Here is a 16,652-nt window from a genome sequence, read left to right as displayed (position 1 = left end):
TGCGCTGCCTTGCGTAGGGCGCGCATCGATTACGAATCGCGCTCCGGTGACTACTTTGCCTGCATGTCGAGTGCTCAGACGCCGTTGAAACTGAGAGACGTTCCGGGCTGGGCGGTGGGGTTGTGCCTGTTCGGGCTCGCCGCCGGTCTCTTCATGATCCTCTGGTACGGGGCAGATCCGCCGTTCCGGGCAAGACCCTCGGAGGACGGCGAACTGCTGCTGCAGTTCGCGGCGACGGCAGACAAGGCCCGCGCCATCGTCAAGGACGGAGGCGGGTCCAAGCTCTTCCAGGACGGCCTCGTACTGGACTGGCGCTGGTTCATCCCCGGATACGGAGCGGCCCTCGCCGGGGCTTTCGGACTTGGGCACCTGCTCCTCTACCGGAAGTCCACCCGCCTGTGGGCCTGGCGCGCACTCCTTCTCACCCCCGTCGCGCTGGCGGCGGACTGTGTGGAGAACATCTTCCTCTGGAAGGCCCTGGACCGGATCAAGGCCGCCCCGGACGGTCCTGCACTGCCCTGGGCCGGTGTCTTGCGGGGCGCCGCGGAGCGTGATCTGGAGCGGAACCTGCAGTGGGCGACCTACTTCGCCCAAGTGAAGTGGGCGCTCGTCATCCCCCTGGTGGCAGCGGCCGCGCTGATCGTCGTCACCCTCTACTGCCGTCGTGTGCAGGCTCCCGCCTTCTTGGAAAGCGCGCGGGACAGCCATGCCCGTCCCGTCGTCGCCCACACCAATCGGCCTGCCGACGAGACGGAGTGCCAGCGCACCCACCCCGACGTGATCCTTCCGCCCGCCGCGCCCCACGACTGGGAGCCCCTGCCCGAGTGGACCGCCCCCGACCCGGCACATCCACACCAGGCCCCGGCTCAGGAGCCCGACGCCACCACGGTCACCCGCTGGCGCACGCGTGCGTACCAGCCGCCGGATCGAAAGCCCGCGGAGCTCGGCTTCTGCGTTTCCGGTGGAGGTATCCGGTCGGCCTCGATCACCCTGGGCGCGCTGCAGGCGCTGCGCGAGCAACTGCTCAAGGCGGACTATCTGGTGGCCGTGTCCGGAGGCGGGTACACAGCCGGAGCCCTCCAGCTGGCCCTGACCGGTGCTCGGCTCAAGGACGCGGACGGGAACCCTTCGGTGCGGCCCGGCCTTGCCGAGCCCGCCGACGCGTTCGCGCCGGGCAGCCCCGAGGAAGACCACATCCGCCGCCACGCCAAGTACCTGGCTGATACGCCCAAGGAGAGGATGCACGCCGCGGGGGCGGTGCTGCGGGGCATGGCCGTCTCCTTCGGCATGCTGGCGCTGGTCTTCACCGTGACAGGACAGTTCCTGAACGCGTTCTACTCGCACCTTCCACTGACCGACCTGCACCGCTTCATGCCGCAGGTGCAGGCGTATGCGCCGACGTGTCAAGGACCGGCCGTCGCGAAGTGTCCCGTGTCCCCGCAGGTGGTCCTGCCGTCCTTCCAGTTGTATCCGAACGCCTGGCATCCCGTTCTCGCCCTGTTGGGCCTGGCAGGTCTGCTGTCCGTGGGAGCCGCCTTCGTAGGGGCGCGGGACATGAAGTCCCGCCCCGCCTGGCTCCGCGGCATCGTGAACACGATCGTGGCCATTGCCCTGGCGGTCGCCCTCATCTCCATCGTCCTTCCGGCGGTGATCTGGTTCTTCGCCTGGCTCGCGCACGAGCAGGGGGTGGTGTACAACGACGGCAGGGGGCTGTCGCTGCTCGCCGCGCTCACGGCGACGGCGGCTGCGGTCGGCACCTGGTTCACCGTCGTCCACAAGACGGTGAAGGAGTTGAAGCCGGACGGCGAGAAAGCGGGTCTGTTCGGCAAGGGCGGTCCGTCCCTCGTGGTTCAGGTCGGCGCCGGCTGGGTGAAACTGCTGGTGTGCTGGCTGGTACTGCTCCTGGTCGCGTTCTTCTACCTCGCCCTCATGTCCTGGGTCGCCGTTTACGCCGGCAGTTGGGACGTCTGGTGGAAGGCCGGAATCCCGATCGCCCTGGTCGTGCTGTCGCTCGTGATCGACCAGACCACCTTCAGCCTGCACCCCTTCTACCGCCAACGCCTCGCGAGTGCCTTCGCCGTCCGGCGCGCGGTGCTGAAGGACGGCTCGGTGGGCGCCCTGCCGTACGACTACAACCACGAGCCGACCCCGCTGGACCCCTACGCGGAGCGGGTGCAGGGCTTCCCCCAGGTCATCTTCGCCGCCTCGGCCGCCATCTCGCTGCGCAACCGGACCGCCCCCGGGCGCCCCGCAGTGCCCTTCACCTTCGCCTCCGACTACTGCGGTGGCCCCGACACGGGCTGGGTCCGCACCGAGACCCTGCAGAAAACGGCCCCCGCGCTGATCGGACGCGACCTGACCGTACAGTCCGCCGTCGCCGTGTCAGGAGCGGCCTTCGCCTCCGCGATGGGCACCCAGACGATGTTCATGGAGCGGCTGCTCGCCCTGTCCAACGTGCGGCTGGGCACCTGGGTCCCCAACCCGCTCTACCTCGCGGAACTGGCGAAGTACGCACCGTGCCGGTTCATGCCGCGGCTGCCGCGGGTGCGGCGGCTGCGGTACCAGCTGCAGGAACTGGTGGGCTGGTACTCGGACACCACTCCCTTGCTGCTGTGCACGGACGGCGGGCACTTCGACAATCTCGGTCTGGTCGAAACGCTCCGGCTCCGCTGCCGGACGATCTACGTCATCGACTCCTCAGGGGACACGCCGCCGCTGGCCACCACCCTCGCGCAGGCGGTCACGCTCGCCTACGAAGACCTCGGAGTGAAGATCACCTTCACGGGCGAGGGACAGAACCTGCTGGACCTGGTACCCGGAAGCGCCGCACCGCTCCCGCCCGAGACGCCGATGGCCGCGCTGAACGCCCGGTTCTCCGCCACCAGCGTGGTGCGCGGCACGATCGAATATCCCGAGCCGGTCCAGTTCTCGCCCGGCACGCCGGCCGACACAAAGGGGACGATCATCTTCGTGAAGGCCAGTCTGACCCGCGACATGCCGTACGAGCTGCTCAGTTACGCCCTCAGGGAGAAGGCCTTTCCCCGCCAGGCCACCTTCGACCAGTGGTTCGATCATGCCCAGTTCGACGCCTACCGGGAGCTCGGGCACCACATCGGCACCAAGGCCGGGGCAGCGCGTCCTGACAGGCGGCGTCGGAAAGTCCTTGCTTGGCGACTGCGGAAGTGGCAGAAGCCGAGGAAGTGAACGCCGTGACCGGCCTGCACTCCGGCGCGAACGACGGTTCCGGTATGCGCTGTGGCAGCGGGGCGACCTGCACGAGGCTGGGACTCCACAACGGACACCACGGCCCCCGCCGCCTCCCGAACCGGGTGACGACGGGGGACCATGGGGAAAGGACCTGTGCGCCGACCGCGCGGCGTGGGCGACAGCTGACCTGGTTGCGCCGACGTCCGTAGCCAGGAGCCCCCTGGGTGATGACCCCGGCGGACGGGTCGGCGTGGCTGCTTGCCCCGATGAGGGTGCCGGGCGTGTCATGTTCCCGTCCTGTGAACGCCCGGCCGCGCGAGGGAAGGAGCCCCGCGGCTCCCTCGCCTGGGAGCGGCTACGAGCACCGGCTGTTCGCACACCCGGCGCAGGGCGTGGGTTTCGCCGCATTCGGACCGCCGGGCACCGGCCGAGGACGGCGGGACGAACGTACGTTGCCGACGGTGAGGGAACCATGGTCAAATTTCCCGCGCGCCGCTCCCTGCTCACGGCCGGGACCGGCGGATCGCTCGCGGCCGTAGCCGCGGCATTCCTGCTACGCGGCCGCCCCGGGGCGCCGGGACCGGCGCCGTCCGCCACCCAGCCCGCGGCGTCCGCCTCCGGGACCGGCTCGCTGCGCACCGACCTGACCGTGCACAGCCGGCTACTCGGCCGGGACGTCCCGTACAGCCTCTACCTGCCCGCCGCGGTGAGCTCCGTGCCCCGGCGCGGCGGGCAGGACGGCGGGATCCCGGTCCTGTTCCTGCTGCACGGGGTGAGCGGTAAACACACCGACTGGGTCGTCAAGGGAGGCATCGTGCCCACCCTGGAACGGGCCATCGCGGCCGGCCGGATCCCGGCGTGCGCCCTCGTCATGCCCGATGCCCGGCGCGACCCCGGCAAGCCCGGGGGAGGCCAGGACGAGACGTTCTACATCAACGACGCCGGCTCCGGCACCGACGCCCTGCGCTACGAGGACATGTTCATCCAGGAGTTCGTCCCGACCGTCGAACGGGCCCACGGGCTCGGCGGCCGGGCGGGGAACAGGTCCGTGGCCGGGCTCTCCATAGGGGGCTACGGCGCGCTGTGGTACGCACTGCGGTACCAGGGCCTGTTCTGCGCCGCCGCCGGGCTGAGCACGGCACACTTCACCGACGAGGGCTACCGCGCGATGCCGATGAAGGAGTGGAACCGCTTCTTCGGCCATGCCTTCGGCAGGGACCGGGCCGGAACCGCCCGGTTGACGGAGCGCTTCATGAGTTACAACCTGGCCGCCGTCATCCGGCGCACCGCGCCCGCGCGGCTGCGGCGCACCCGCTGGTACCTCGGGTGCGGGACCGAGGACGCCAACTTCCTGCCGGGAACCAAAGACCTGCGCACCGTCTTCGCGGCCCGCGGAGTGAACCCCGAGGCAGTCCTTCAGCGGGGCGTCCACGGCTGGTCCTACTGGAGCGTCGCGGCGGAGCCGATGCTCGACTTCCTGGGGCGGCAGTTCTCTTGACCCCGAACAACGCTCGTGAACTCGGTACCGATGGACCTGTGGGCGCTCGCCGCCATCTCGTACGGTCGTTGACCGGCCTCGCCGCAGCCTTCGCCATTGGCGCCTGTGGCTCCGCGCAGCCGGCTCCGGTTCCCAGTGCCAAGCCCGCTCCCGCCTCCTCCGGCGTTTCACGGCCGGTCCGGAGCGCGACGCCATCACCGGTTCCCGTGCGGCCGGTACCCGTCGACTGTCGCAAGATCCACTGCGTCGCTCTGACTTTCGATGCAGGCCCGGGCCCCGACACGGCGCGCCTGCTGGACATCCTCCGGGCCAAGGGTGTCAACGTGACGTTCTTCCTCCTGGGAAAGAACACGCTGACCCGTCCCGAACTCGTACGGAGAGAGGCCTCCGAGGGGCATGAACTGGGCAACCACACCTGGACGCACAAACACCTGACCGAGGCCTCAGCAGAGGAGATCCGCCACGAGCTCGTCCTTCTCCAAGAACGAGTCAAGGAACTCACCGGTCGCACCCCCACCTTGATGCGCCCGCCTCAGGGGCTGACCAACCCGCGTGTCGCCGAGGTCTGCCGCTCCCTCGGCCTCGCACAGATCCTGTGGACCGTAACGGCGAAGGACTACCGCGACCACGACCCCGAAGTCATCACGAGCCGCGTCCTCCAGGGCGCCCAGCGCGACGGGATCATCCTCCTCCACGACGTCTACCCGGGCACCGTTCCCGCTGTGCCCGCGATCATCGACGGCCTGCGGCGGCGCGGCCTCACCCCCGTGACCGTCTCGCAGCTCTTCGCCCCCCGCCGGCCCGCACCGGGCCGGGCCTACTGGAACGCACCCTCCGACTGACCGTAGCGCCCCGCCGGAAGCCGCAGCAGACCAGTCGAGCGATGCGCACGGACCCCGGCCGGTGCGGCCGTCATGCCCGTTGATTCGGCCGACTGCCGCCCGAAATGGCGTGGTCGTCCTCGGTCGGGCAGGGTGGTGCGCCCACGCCCCTTGCCCCGGAGGTACGCCGATGCCCGACAAGGCATTCGTGGTGCTGAGTCCGCCGCCGAACGCCCGGGCCGGCTCCATCACGGTCCGGGGCCGCTCAGGAGACCTGATTCGGCTGGGCGCCGTCGCCGCCGGGTACGCCGTGGTCCAGCTTTTCCTCGTCGTACCGGGGACCGGCCTGGGGTGGGACGAGACGGTGTACGTCAGCCAGGTCTCCCGTGCCTCTCCGGCCGCGTTCTTCAGCGCCCCGCGCGCCCGCGGAATCACCTACTTGGTGGCCCCGGTCGCCGCGATCACCTCCTCCGTGCCGGTACTACGGGTCTATCTGGCGGTTCTGTCGGCAGCGGCACTACTGCTCTCCCTGTGGGTGTGGAGGCGGCTGCTTCCCACCCCCGCGCTCGCTCTGGCGGGCGGCCTGTTCGCGGGGCTGTGGATCACCGTGTTCTACGGTCCCCAGGCCATGCCGAATCTCTGGGTGGCCTTCGGGGCGCTCTTCACCGTCGGGTGCTTCCTGAGGGCCGCCCGGAATCCCGGGGACCGCATCGCGCTGGCCGGCGTCGCCTCGGGGGTGGCGTTCGCCGCACTCATGCGTCCCGGTGACGCGGTATGGCTGGTCATATCTCTGCTCTGCGCCGCGTTGGCCGTTCCCCCTTGGCGGCGACCCGCGCTTGCGGCGGCTCTGGTTGTCGGGCTCGTCGTGGGCGGCGCGGAATGGGCCGTCGAGGCCCACCTTCGGTACGGCGGCCTCCTGCCCAGGCTCCGAAGGGCGAGTGAGATCCAAGGCGGTCTGGGCTGGAACCCGGCGTTCGCCGACCAGATGCGCTCGCTCGGCGGCCGGACCCTGTGCCGTCCGTGCGATGGGCCGTGGTCACGGCCTTACACGGCCCTGTGGTGGTTCGCCTTGCCACCGCTGACCGCGGGCGCGCTCTTCGCCGCATACCGCAAGGGAAGGGTGCAGCTGGTCGCCGTGCCCACTGCGGTCGCGCTGTTCCTTGCCCTGCCCTACCTCTTGATGATCGGATATGCGGCTCCGCGCTTTCTGCTGCCCGCATACGCGCTGCTCGCCATCCCGGTCGGACTGTGCCTGACACAGCTGATCGCTGCGTGGCGAACCCGCCCGCTCGCCCTGGGCGCGCTCTGTGCCGTCCTGGTCGCCCATCTGGCGCTGCAGTTCACGATCGCTGGGGGTGCGGCGGCCCGCAGCCGCGCGGAGCGAGTGGCGTTCACCGCAGTAGCCGGCGAACTACGCCGCCTGGGCGTGCGGCCGCCCTGCATCCTCAGTGGCACGGAGGCGGTCCGTGCCGCGTTCGCCACCGGATGCGCTGCCCGGCAGGTGTACGGGGGCCATGACGGCAGCATCACCGCCGACGGGCTCATGGCCCTGGCGCGGACCCGGCCGACGGCAGTGCTCGTGCCAGGAGACCTTCAACCGCCGCATTGGGCCCGCAACTGGCGCCCCCATCCGCTGCCCAGCCTGCCGGACCAGCCCGGATACCGCGCATATCTGGCACCCTCGACGCGCCCGGCGCCGCCCGGCGCCGCCCGGCGCCGCGCGGTGAGGACCGGCGGCAGCCCATCCCGCCTACGGCGGCCGGGACCTTGGCCGTCCGTCGCAGCCTCGGTGCCGGTCCCGTATCTGACTGCTCCGGTATCCACACCAACGAGCCCGGACCGGGACGGTGCGGCACACCGCCTGGTCGAGCGGCGCCCGCCGTCGGCCCTCAGCCCGGCCTGAGCGCAGAGGTGATTCTCGACGAGATCCTCCCGCACAGGGACAGCGACAGCTCGTGGATTCCCGGCGCCGCGGGCGCTGCCGCGCGCGGCGTGCGACGCTGGAGGGAGAACGCCCACGAGCACCCGGACCCGAGCGCCGGGGGACGCGGGAGGTCCGATGGGACGGGATGTCCCGGCGTTGATGTTCACCCGGGAGGACCGGCGCCGCTACCGGAACAAGACGCAGTCCTGCCTCGACGCGTTCGCCCGCATGCTGCGCGAGGCCCGGTTCGACTATGAGCGGCCCCAGGTCGGCCTCGAGATCGAGCTCAACCTGGTCGACGGTTCCGGCGAGCCGGCCATGCGCAACAGCGACGTTCTCGCCGCCATCGCAGACCCCGCCTGGTCGACTGAGCTGGGCCGTTTCAACCTGGAGATCAACCTGCCGCCCCGGCGGCTGGCCGAGGGCGGCCCCGATGCCTGGGAGCGTGAGATCCGTGACGCGCTCAATCACGCCGAGGAAAGGGCCGCGACGGTCGGCGCCCACCTCGTCATGATCGGCATCCTGCCGACGCTCCAGCAGAAGGACGTGGGAGGGCACGCCCTCTCGGAGAACCCGCGCTACCACCTCCTGAACGAGCAGGTGTTCGCGGCCCGCGGCGAGGACCTGCGGATTGCGGTCGACGGGGTCGAGAGGCTGCGGGCGTACGCCGACACGATCACCCCCGAGGCGGCCTGCACCAGCGTCCAGTTCCATCTCCAGGTCGCTCCCGGTGACTTCGCCCCCTACTGGAACGCGGCCCAGGCCATCGCGGGGGTCCAGGTCGCCCTCGCCGCCAATGCGCCCTTCCTGTTCGGCAAGGAACTGTGGCGCGAGACCCGTATCCCGCTGTTCGAGCAGGCCACCGACACCCGTCCCGAGGAGATCAAGGTGCAGGGCGTGCGGCCCAGGGTGTGGTTCGGGGAGCGCTGGATCACCAGCGTGTTCGACCTCTTCGAGGAGAACCAGCGCTACTTCCCCGCGCTGCTGCCCCTCTGCGAGGACGAGGACCCGCACGCCACCCTCGAAGCGGGGAACGTGCCCGAGCTGGCAGAACTGAGTCTGCACAACGGAACCATCTACAGGTGGAACCGGCCCGTGTACGCCGTCGCCCACGGCAAACCGCACCTGCGCGTGGAGAACCGGGTCCTGCCGGCCGGGCCGACCGTGGCCGACATCCTCGCCAACGGCGCCTTCTACTTCGGCCTGACCCGGGCGCTGGTCGAGGAGGAGCGCCCGGTGTGGTCCCGCATGTCCTTCTCCGCCGCGGAAGAGAACCTGCACCTTGCCGCCCGGCACGGCATCGACGCCTCGCTCTACTGGCCCGGCATGGGCGAGGTACCGGCCGCCGAACTCGTCCTGCGCCGACTGCTGCCGCTGGCGCACCGGGGCCTGGAAGCCACGGGCATGGACGACATGTGGCGCGAACAACTGCTGGGCGTGATCGAACAGCGCTGCGTGGCCGGGCGCAACGGCGCCACCTGGCAGTCGGAGATGTTCCACCACCTCGACGACAACCTGCGCCGCCACGAGTCGTTGCGCCGGATGACGTGCCAGTACATGGACTTCATGCACATGAACGCCCCGGTCCACACCTGGCCCGTCGACTGAACGGTCCTCTCGCCGGGTCGCAGCCTGCGACCTCGTGCGCGCCGACCTCGCGGGAGAGCGCGTCCTGGAGCGCTGTCCGTCGGCAGCGTCCGCAGACCCGATCCGGGAGGCGGAGCCTGCACCGCGACCTGCCCGCCGACGCGGCCTGCGCTGTCGTCGATCACGGCGGCCAGCCGGCGTCCGACCCCGCCGGGCTCGGTGCAGGAGTCCATCGTGCCTTCCGGGTGACGGTGGCTCCAGAAGCTGCCAACTGGCGGCGGTACCGGTGCACGCGTCCGGCGTGTGGCAGCGGCTTTGGGCAGGGGGCACGCACCGTCAGGCACCTCGGCGGGCCCGGAGCACGTCCTGCGTCAGGTCGTCCTCCAGTACGAGGCCGGCCGCCGCGAGCTCCCGGCGCAGCTCCCGCCTCGGCAGCGGCCACAGGAGGAAGGACTCCCGGGCGTGGCGCAGGACCCGCCCCTGACGGCACACCAGATAGGAGTAGTCGTAGCGGATGCGGGCGTCCTCGGCGCTTTGGGTGAGCAGCCCGTGGTAGGTGTCCATGCCCAGCCGGACCTGCCCCAGCCCGCGCCGCACCGGCTGCGCGGGAATTTCCGACGGCGGCCGGTCCAGGAACAGCAGACCGCCCGGCACCAGCAGTCCCGCCAGCACCCGCCACAGCGCGCGCCGCTCGACGGGCGGCAGACAGGGCACCAACCGCAGGCAGACGGCCAGGTCGGCCGGCCCGTCCAGCGACAAATCGAGGGCGGAGCAGGCGTGCACCGTCACCCGTTCCCCCGCGGAACCGCCCACCGGGGGGTGTAGTCGGGAGAGCAGTACGGTCCGCATCGCGGGCGAGGGCTCCACCGCGTGGACGGGGACGTTCGAAGCGCCGATCAGCACCCCGGTGACCAGGCCCGTCCCCGCGCCGACCTCGACGATCCCCAGCCGAGCGGCGGCTGCCGGAGCGGCGAGGGCGAGCGCGTGCCGGTGGTAGGCACGGGCGTGCAACAGGTCGTAGAACTCGGCCGACACGGCGTACGCCTCACCCCGCCCCTCCCCGGAAGGGCCGGGGAGCCCGGAATGGCCATATGCCCCCGGGACGCCGGGGACGCCGGGGCGGCCACAGTGCTCCGGCGGCGCTTCGCGTTCGGCCGGTCGTATGTCCACCCGTCTGTCCATCGGGCCATCATGGCCGTCCCCGTCCCGCCCCACGAGCCCTCGATCCGGCCACAGAGGCCGGTCCGCGTCCCCGCTCCGCCCCGGTGCCACGGAGTGGAGCGGGAGCCCTCCGGTTTGCGGGTCGACGCCGTGGCGGTGACCGAAGGCGGAACCGGCGCTCGGACCACGGGCCGGTGGTGAAGGTGCCGCAGCCCTGAGTCCGCCCGCGCAGCCGGGGCGCGTAGCCGAACAGGCCGGCCAGCGGCACGACCGCCGTGACCAGCGCCGTCCCCGACCCGGACGCGGATCCCGAGATCCGGCCGCGCCGGGCCCCGAGCTCCCCGAGCACCGCGCCGTCACCGTCCTGTTGACGTGCCGGTAGACGAAGCGGCGTCGGCTCGCACCGTGCGTGGGCCAGGGTCGGCCGGTTCGGCGCCGAAGCCGTGCGGAACTCCTCCGGGGCGTCCCCGTGCAGAGCGGGGGCTCGTTCCTTGTGCCCGGGGGTCCTGCCGGAGTTGTTCGGGCATCAGGATCCGGTGCCGCCTCCCTCAAACCTCTGACCCGCCCCTGCGGGTCGATACGCCTACTCCGCGGAGACCGCGGTCAGGTCCTCCGGAAGCCGGGGCGGGGTGCCCTGGGTCCACACCACTCGCAGTGCCGAGGCGGAGATCCGCCAGCCGTCGGCGGTCCTGGTCAGTTCCGTCTCGGTATGACCGGCGGAGACGAAGACACCACCGGGGTCGCCGGCCAGGACGTGGGTGCTCAACTGGGCGCCGCGGACGGTCGCCCGGTCACCGTCGACCTCGATGACGTTGTTGCTGCCCATGTGAACGGTCCGGTCGAACAGTGCCATTCCACGCCGGATACGGCCCAGCAGGGCAGTGCGGCCACGGACGGGGCCTATGGGCATCTCCGCGGTGACGTCCTCGGTGTGGAAGGCACGTGCCCACGCTTCGTCGAAGACCCTGTCGTCGAGCGAACGCAGGTAGCGGTCCATCAGATCGGTGATCGCCGCACGGTCGGTCAGGGCCCGCACTTGTCGCTGCATTTCGTCGGTATCCATGACGGAAGTCTCCTACCTCAAGCCAACTTGAGGTCAAGGTGCATCCGTCGCGATCGGCGCCGCCCTGCCGGGCGCCGGGCGAAGGCCGCTCCGGAGGTGATAGCGGGTGCCCGTCGCGATCCTGTCCGTATCGGCAAACACGTCGCAGTCTGCGGTTCAGGGCCGGCTTGGGCAGGGGATGTACCGCAGCAGCGCAGATCGTCGCAGGTCACAGCGGTTGTGTCAGCTCGATCTCGCGCCAGTGCCGTGGCCTGCGGGAGCGGGAGGCGCGCCCGGACGGGGGTTGACCGGCATGGTCGGGCGGCAGTCGCCGCGCGTACGGCCTGTCACCGGCCGGAGGCGGAGGCAGCGCTCCGAACGTGCCGCTCGGCTCCGGGCGGGCGGGGCCGGCGCTCGGGCAAACCGCGAGGCGCGCCCTGGTGTGGAGCACCCAGGCCGCGTCGGGCAGCGCCGACGGCATGAACCCGGTGAGCCCGTCGTCGGCCGGCTCTCGCAGTACGTCGATCTCCGTGGACGCGGCGAGCGGCCCGGCTTCCTGTCAGGGGGCGTTCTTCCGGTCGTGCGCCTGGGTGTCGGCCAGGCCGCCGGCGCCGAGCAACCCGGTCGGGTTCAGGGGGCCGTGGCGTGCGAGACGGGGCAGCGTTCTGGCCGAGGCCCTCGCCACAAGAAGGGGCAGCACCGGGCGGACGGGCTGCGCGAGCCGGAGCCAGGGCGGCGCGTACACGGTCGCCGCCCGGTGGTGCACCGCCTTGGCCAGCCACGCGGCCACCTGTTCGACCGAATACACCTTCCGTGCCGGAGCGGGCATGTGTGCACGCAGTTCGCGTAGGACATCGTGGGCGTCGACGTCGCGAACCATGTCGGTGTCCGTCCAATGCAGATAGGCGATACCCACGCCCACTCCCTGGTGACCGAGTTCGGCACGCAGGGACTGGGCGAAGGACTCCACTCCCGCCTTCGAGGCGCAGTAGGCGCTCATCATGGGAGCCGCTCCGAACGCGGCTGTCGAGGCCACCTGGAGAAAATAGCCCCGTGACCTCAAGAGCGCCGGAAGGAAGACCCGTGCCGTCACGGCGCTGCCGACGAGGTTGACCTCGATGACACGACGCCACGTCTTCGGATTCGACGCCCCGAACGGTCCGCCTTCGGCGACTCCCGCGTTCGCGATGACGACCGCCGGGTCTCCCATGTCGCGGGAGACACGCAGCGCGGTGCGGCCCATCACCTCGTCATCTGTGACGTCCGCCTCGTAGCAGCGGGACTCCACCGGCAGCGAGCGCGCCACCCGCTCGAGCGTTTCGGCCTCACGCCCGAGCAAGGCGATCCGCATACCCCGCTTCGCCAATTGCCTGCACAACCCCTCTCCCAGCCCGCGTGCAGCACCCGTGACAACGGCTGTGCGGCCCGCCAAGGGATTGCGCTGCGGCATGCTTTCCTCCAAGAGGTGGCACCCGGGTCCGCGGCATTGCGGGGCGCGGAGCCCGAGGGGGAAGACACCTCATGGCACCACACGGGGAGGGGCGCCGCCTTGGCTGACACACCGGGCTCCGGGCCCGTCCGCCCACGCGGCGAGGAAGCCGACCGATCCTCTCGCCCAGGGTCGCAGCATCGAACGTCCCTGGCGCGTGACCCGCGCTTCCCGCCGCGGTGCCCCAGGACGCGCTGCTCTGCACGTGTGTACGGCGGCAGGGAGGGGCCTGCCCGGTAGGAAGAGCACGCGCAGCCGGGTTGAACCAGGCCCCGGACGGTGCGGTGATCGCCGACGGGGAAGACATCGGCGACCTTCCGCGCCGCGCCCTGGACGGGAGACCCGGCAGACTGCGTGACCACCAGAACCATTGCGACCCTCGCGGCACCCGACCCCGCCTGCACCGACGGGATCGCCCGGTACACCGGCGGGCCGTAATCGTTCCCATGACCGTCCTCAACACCGCTACGCCGCCTACGCCGCCGCGCTCTTCGACCCGCGGCGCGAGACCGGCCCCTTCCACCCCCTTGTCCTGCACAGCACCCGGCCGTGCTCCAGGCCCGGATCGCAGCCGGCACGCAGTACCCGACCCCCCCGGCTTGCAGCGAGGCCGTACGCGCACACCGCCGTCGGCGGGCAGTCGACTACGAGGAGGGGCCGGCGCTCATCCACAGCGACCTCCGAGCACCGCGCTGCACGGTGACTGCCAGACCGCCGATTCCGCCCACGCCGTCCTTGACACCGGTATGGACAGGCCTGTGCGGTGATCTTCCTGCGTCGCGGGCCGTCGGCTCGTAGCAGCGGTGCGACACTGGCGGAGTGACGGACAGCGAACGGCAGACGGACCGACACCTGGAACGGGTCATCCTGCAGCTGCTGGATCGTCGCGGTCCGACCGCGACGATCTGTCCCTCCGACGCCGCGCGTGCGGTGTACGACGGGGACGACGACGGCTGGCGCGCCCTCATGGAACCGGTCCGGCGTGCGGCCCGGCGGCTCGTGGAGTCAGGTGAGGTGGAGATCACCCAGGGCGGCCGCGCCGTGGAGCCGACGAAGACCCGCGGTCCGATCCGTATCCGCCGCGTCCACTGACGCGGGAACGGCGCCGCGCGTTCCGAGCAGCCCGCGGCCCACATTCCCCCGCGCGGGCGTGCGGGGTGTGCGTCCGAGGATCGGGCACGGCCGGACGCAGGCACCCATCCCGCGACCGACGGCCGACCGGCGCGATCCACCCCCACGTCCGCGGTGAGAGCGGTCGGTATTCGCCGCGGGGCATCTTCGCTTACAGCCCTCTTGCACGCATGCGGGGGTTCGCGATTGTCTACTCGTGAAATGATTGACAGTCACATGCGCTATACGCTGGGCTATTTCGGCTATTTGACGCCGCGTCTAATGAAGTGATCAACTGTCAAGTTTCTGCAAAGTCCGCGCGTCCGTCGAACCATCGGGATGGCCTGGACCAATGGTTGCACGGCACTCAAGTGTGCCTATCGCCAGGTGAATTGAGAGACCGTCAGGAATCTCTCATGTAGTTGAACTAGAGACATCTTTGCGCGTAGAGCGACGGCGTTTAAATCTCTCCTTATCCGTCTGGCAGGATTCCCGCACCCAATCCACTTGAGGAAGCGATGTGGTTATGCCTGCTCGCAGAAGCGCGTCAAGCCGCAGTACGGCACCCGTGCGCCGTCGGCTGTAACCGCCTTCACCGCCGAACGAGGCGCTTCCCCGGCTCACGCCTCTCCGGGCGACGCCGCAGCGGCGTCCGCTCTACGCCCGGTGGCGGGCGGATCCGGGGGAGTGCCGCGCCGGCCTCCCGGGTGCAGGCCACGGCCACGGCCGGCACTTACGGTCCGTACGCGCCCCCAGCCCGGAACCGGGGGCCGGGGCCGGGGCCGGGTGCCGAGCGAGCGAGTTCCGGAACTTCCCGAATCAAGGAGCATGATGCACAAACGTCGCACGTCCCGCCGGAAGAAGGCGCTGATAGCCGCACTCACCGCCACACTCTCCGGCGGTCTGCTGTTCGGCTTCGGTGCCCTCGCCCAGGCCGATGTGGTCAGCGGCACGGTCATCGGCGGGCAGGGCAACTACAGCACCGTCAACCACCGCACGAAGCCGTCCCTGTCGGCCCAGGTCAACGGCTCCTCCAGGGTCGGTGACAGGATCCAGATGTCCTGCCGGACCACCGGCGACACGGTGGAGAACGACCCGCGGTGGATCTACACCGGCTCGTACTACATCGCGGACGCGTTCATCCGGGAGAACACCACCGCCCTGCCGGTCTGCGGCTCGAACCCGAAGCCGACTCCCACGACCGCGAAGACGCTCCAGATCGACATGCAGAAGCAGGTCAGGACCCAGTGGTGCTGGGACGCCTCCGGGGTGACCATCGCCAAATACTGGGGCCGCACGGTCAGCCAGGAGCGGTTCTGCCAACTCGCCGCCCAGGGCAGCTGGGTGGACTGCAACAACCAGCCCGCGACGTTGGAAGACATGGCCAACGGCCTGGCCGGGGTGGGGCTGGGCAACAGCGGCCGCAGCCTGTACCGCAACGCCTCGTTCAGCGAGTCGACCACCGAGATCGCCGCGGGCCGGCCGTTCGCCGTACGGATCGGCTGGCGCAGTGGCGGCGGCCACATGAACGTCATCTACGGCTACGACAGCGCCAGCAGCATGATCGCGGTGGGCGACCCGTGGCAGACCACCCAGACCTATACCTGGTGGAACTACTCCACCTACGCGAACAACAACTCGTTCCAGTGGACGCACTCCCGCGTCGGCATCCAGGGCTGAGGAGAAGACCGACCATGCAGAGCATGCGACGCACCAGGCGCGCGGCAGTCCGTGCCGCTGTCCTCGCTACCACCGCTCTCGCCGCCACCCTGTGCGGAAACGTTTCCGCGCAGGGTGCGGACGGCGACGGCATCGCGGGCTACCAGTCCGCCCAGCAGACGCTCCGGAGCGACCAGCTCCGAGGCACCGTCTCCCGCTTCCTGGTCTCGGCCCGGCCGCCCGGCAGTGCCGCCGCCGCGGACGGCGGCGCCGTCGGCACTCCCCGAAACGCCCCCTCCGCAGTCGCCGCGCCGCCGAAGTTCGATCTCAAGGACCCGGTGCCGATGTTCGAGGTCAGCCCCGAGTTCGTGGCCGGCAAGACCCAGGCGACCCCGCAGACCGCGCTGCGGCTCTCCTATCTGGCCTCACGGGTGACCGCCTCCGACGGCCACCAGGCAGCCGTCCTGCTCTCGCCTCAGGGAAACCCGGCTGCACCGGCAAACGGCGGGCAGGCCGTCGGCGCCGAGGGCTGGCAACTGGCCGGCATCAGGGACGGGGACACCGAGCTCAGCCTTGCCGAACGCGGCACCCCTCAGGCCCGCACCTTCACCGAGCCGCAGATCCACGCCTGGTACCGGCTCACCGCCGAAGGCCTGGTCGAACCTCTCAACGATGAGGCGACCACCGGCCTCGGCGGAAAGCGCTCACTCACCCTCACTGCCTACCAGAAGCTGGTCACCACCCGATACGGTGACAAGCTGCCCGGCTCGGAGTACGACCGGAAGGGCCTGGCCGGTGGGTACGACGGTCTGGTGGGGGACCAGCCGGCCGAGCCCGTAGCCGCGTTCGCGGGACCGGCAGCCGACGCGTCCTGGCAGCCGGCAGCCGCAACCGGGGCTGCGGCCCTGGCGGCGACCGGCGGTGCGGTGGTGTACGCGCGCCGCCGACGGAGAGACGCCACGCGCTGACCTGTACGGATTCACTACCGGCGCCGGCCCACTGGATAAGTGGGCCGGCGCCGGGCTTCACCCCCGCACATCAGCGTGGGGACGAGAACCGGGCCGTCCCGGCGTCCGACCCCGAGCGCCGGATCACCTCATCTCGACGGGGCCTTCTCCTTCTCCTTCTCCTTGCCCTTCTCCTTTTCCTTCTTC

12 protein-coding genes are annotated in these 16,652 nt (G+C 70.7%); 8 read left to right on the top strand and 4 right to left on the bottom strand.

From position 1 onward, the window contains the following. Positions 1-63: 63 nt before the first annotated feature. The 5 genes from IE207_RS29275 to IE207_RS29255 all read left to right on the top strand — a co-directional run bounded on the left by IE207_RS29275 (position 64) and on the right by IE207_RS29255 (position 9,058). Positions 64-3,204: a patatin-like phospholipase family protein gene (locus IE207_RS29275; protein ID WP_190187331.1), complete on the top strand. Its 3,141-nt coding sequence runs from the start codon at positions 64-66 to the stop codon at positions 3,202-3,204. A 475-nt stretch (positions 3,205-3,679) separates the two neighbouring features. After that, complete coding sequence (locus IE207_RS29270; RefSeq protein WP_190187330.1) at positions 3,680-4,705, top strand: alpha/beta hydrolase; 1,026 nt, start codon at positions 3,680-3,682, stop codon at positions 4,703-4,705. A gap of 38 nt (positions 4,706-4,743) precedes the next feature. After that, positions 4,744-5,547 carry a polysaccharide deacetylase family protein gene (locus IE207_RS29265; RefSeq protein ID WP_308433681.1) on the top strand — a complete coding sequence of 268 codons (804 nt, stop codon included), beginning with the start codon at positions 4,744-4,746 and terminating at the stop codon, positions 5,545-5,547. A 169-nt stretch (positions 5,548-5,716) separates the two neighbouring features. After that, positions 5,717-7,429, top strand: a complete 1,713-nt coding sequence (locus IE207_RS29260; protein WP_190187329.1) for a glycosyltransferase family protein — start codon at positions 5,717-5,719, stop codon at positions 7,427-7,429. A 156-nt stretch (positions 7,430-7,585) separates the two neighbouring features. After that, positions 7,586-9,058, top strand: a complete 1,473-nt coding sequence (locus IE207_RS29255) for a glutamate-cysteine ligase family protein (RefSeq protein WP_190187328.1) — start codon at positions 7,586-7,588, stop codon at positions 9,056-9,058. 315 nt (positions 9,059-9,373) lie between these two features. Here the strand turns inward: IE207_RS29255 and IE207_RS29250 are convergent, their stop codons facing one another. The 4 genes from IE207_RS29250 to IE207_RS29235 all read right to left on the bottom strand — a co-directional run bounded on the left by IE207_RS29250 (position 9,374) and on the right by IE207_RS29235 (position 12,690). Beyond that, complete coding sequence (locus tag IE207_RS29250; RefSeq protein WP_190187327.1) at positions 9,374-10,072, bottom strand: class I SAM-dependent methyltransferase; 699 nt, start codon at positions 10,070-10,072, stop codon at positions 9,374-9,376. A 154-nt stretch (positions 10,073-10,226) separates the two neighbouring features. Beyond that, the gene (locus IE207_RS34020; RefSeq protein WP_308433680.1) at positions 10,227-10,547 is read right to left on the bottom strand and encodes a hypothetical protein; all 321 of its coding nucleotides are present in this window, start codon (positions 10,545-10,547) and stop codon (positions 10,227-10,229) included. A 234-nt stretch (positions 10,548-10,781) separates the two neighbouring features. After that, the gene (locus IE207_RS29240; protein WP_190187326.1) at positions 10,782-11,261 is read right to left on the bottom strand and encodes a nuclear transport factor 2 family protein; all 480 of its coding nucleotides are present in this window, start codon (positions 11,259-11,261) and stop codon (positions 10,782-10,784) included. A 538-nt stretch (positions 11,262-11,799) separates the two neighbouring features. Continuing rightward, positions 11,800-12,690, bottom strand: a complete 891-nt coding sequence (locus IE207_RS29235) for an SDR family oxidoreductase (protein ID WP_190187325.1) — start codon at positions 12,688-12,690, stop codon at positions 11,800-11,802. Positions 12,691-13,548: 858 nt separating this feature from the next. Between IE207_RS29235 and IE207_RS29230 the strand changes: the two genes are divergently transcribed. The 3 genes from IE207_RS29230 (at position 13,549) to IE207_RS29220 (ending at position 16,466) form a co-directional block, all read left to right on the top strand. Further along, positions 13,549-13,821: a DUF3253 domain-containing protein gene (locus tag IE207_RS29230; protein ID WP_190187324.1), complete on the top strand. Its 273-nt coding sequence runs from the start codon at positions 13,549-13,551 to the stop codon at positions 13,819-13,821. An 846-nt stretch (positions 13,822-14,667) separates the two neighbouring features. Then, complete coding sequence (locus tag IE207_RS29225; protein ID WP_190187323.1) at positions 14,668-15,519, top strand: papain-like cysteine protease family protein; 852 nt, start codon at positions 14,668-14,670, stop codon at positions 15,517-15,519. A gap of 23 nt (positions 15,520-15,542) precedes the next feature. Continuing rightward, positions 15,543-16,466 carry a hypothetical protein gene (locus tag IE207_RS29220; RefSeq protein WP_190187322.1) on the top strand — a complete coding sequence of 308 codons (924 nt, stop codon included), beginning with the start codon at positions 15,543-15,545 and terminating at the stop codon, positions 16,464-16,466. Positions 16,467-16,652 lie beyond the last annotated feature (186 nt).

The sequence above is a fragment of the Streptomyces cirratus genome (assembly GCF_014650775.1).
Lineage (GTDB): Bacteria > Actinomycetota > Actinomycetes > Streptomycetales > Streptomycetaceae > Streptomyces > Streptomyces cirratus.
The sequence above is the reverse complement of the archived record's forward strand: the minus strand, read 5'-3'. Positions and strand labels throughout refer to the sequence as shown.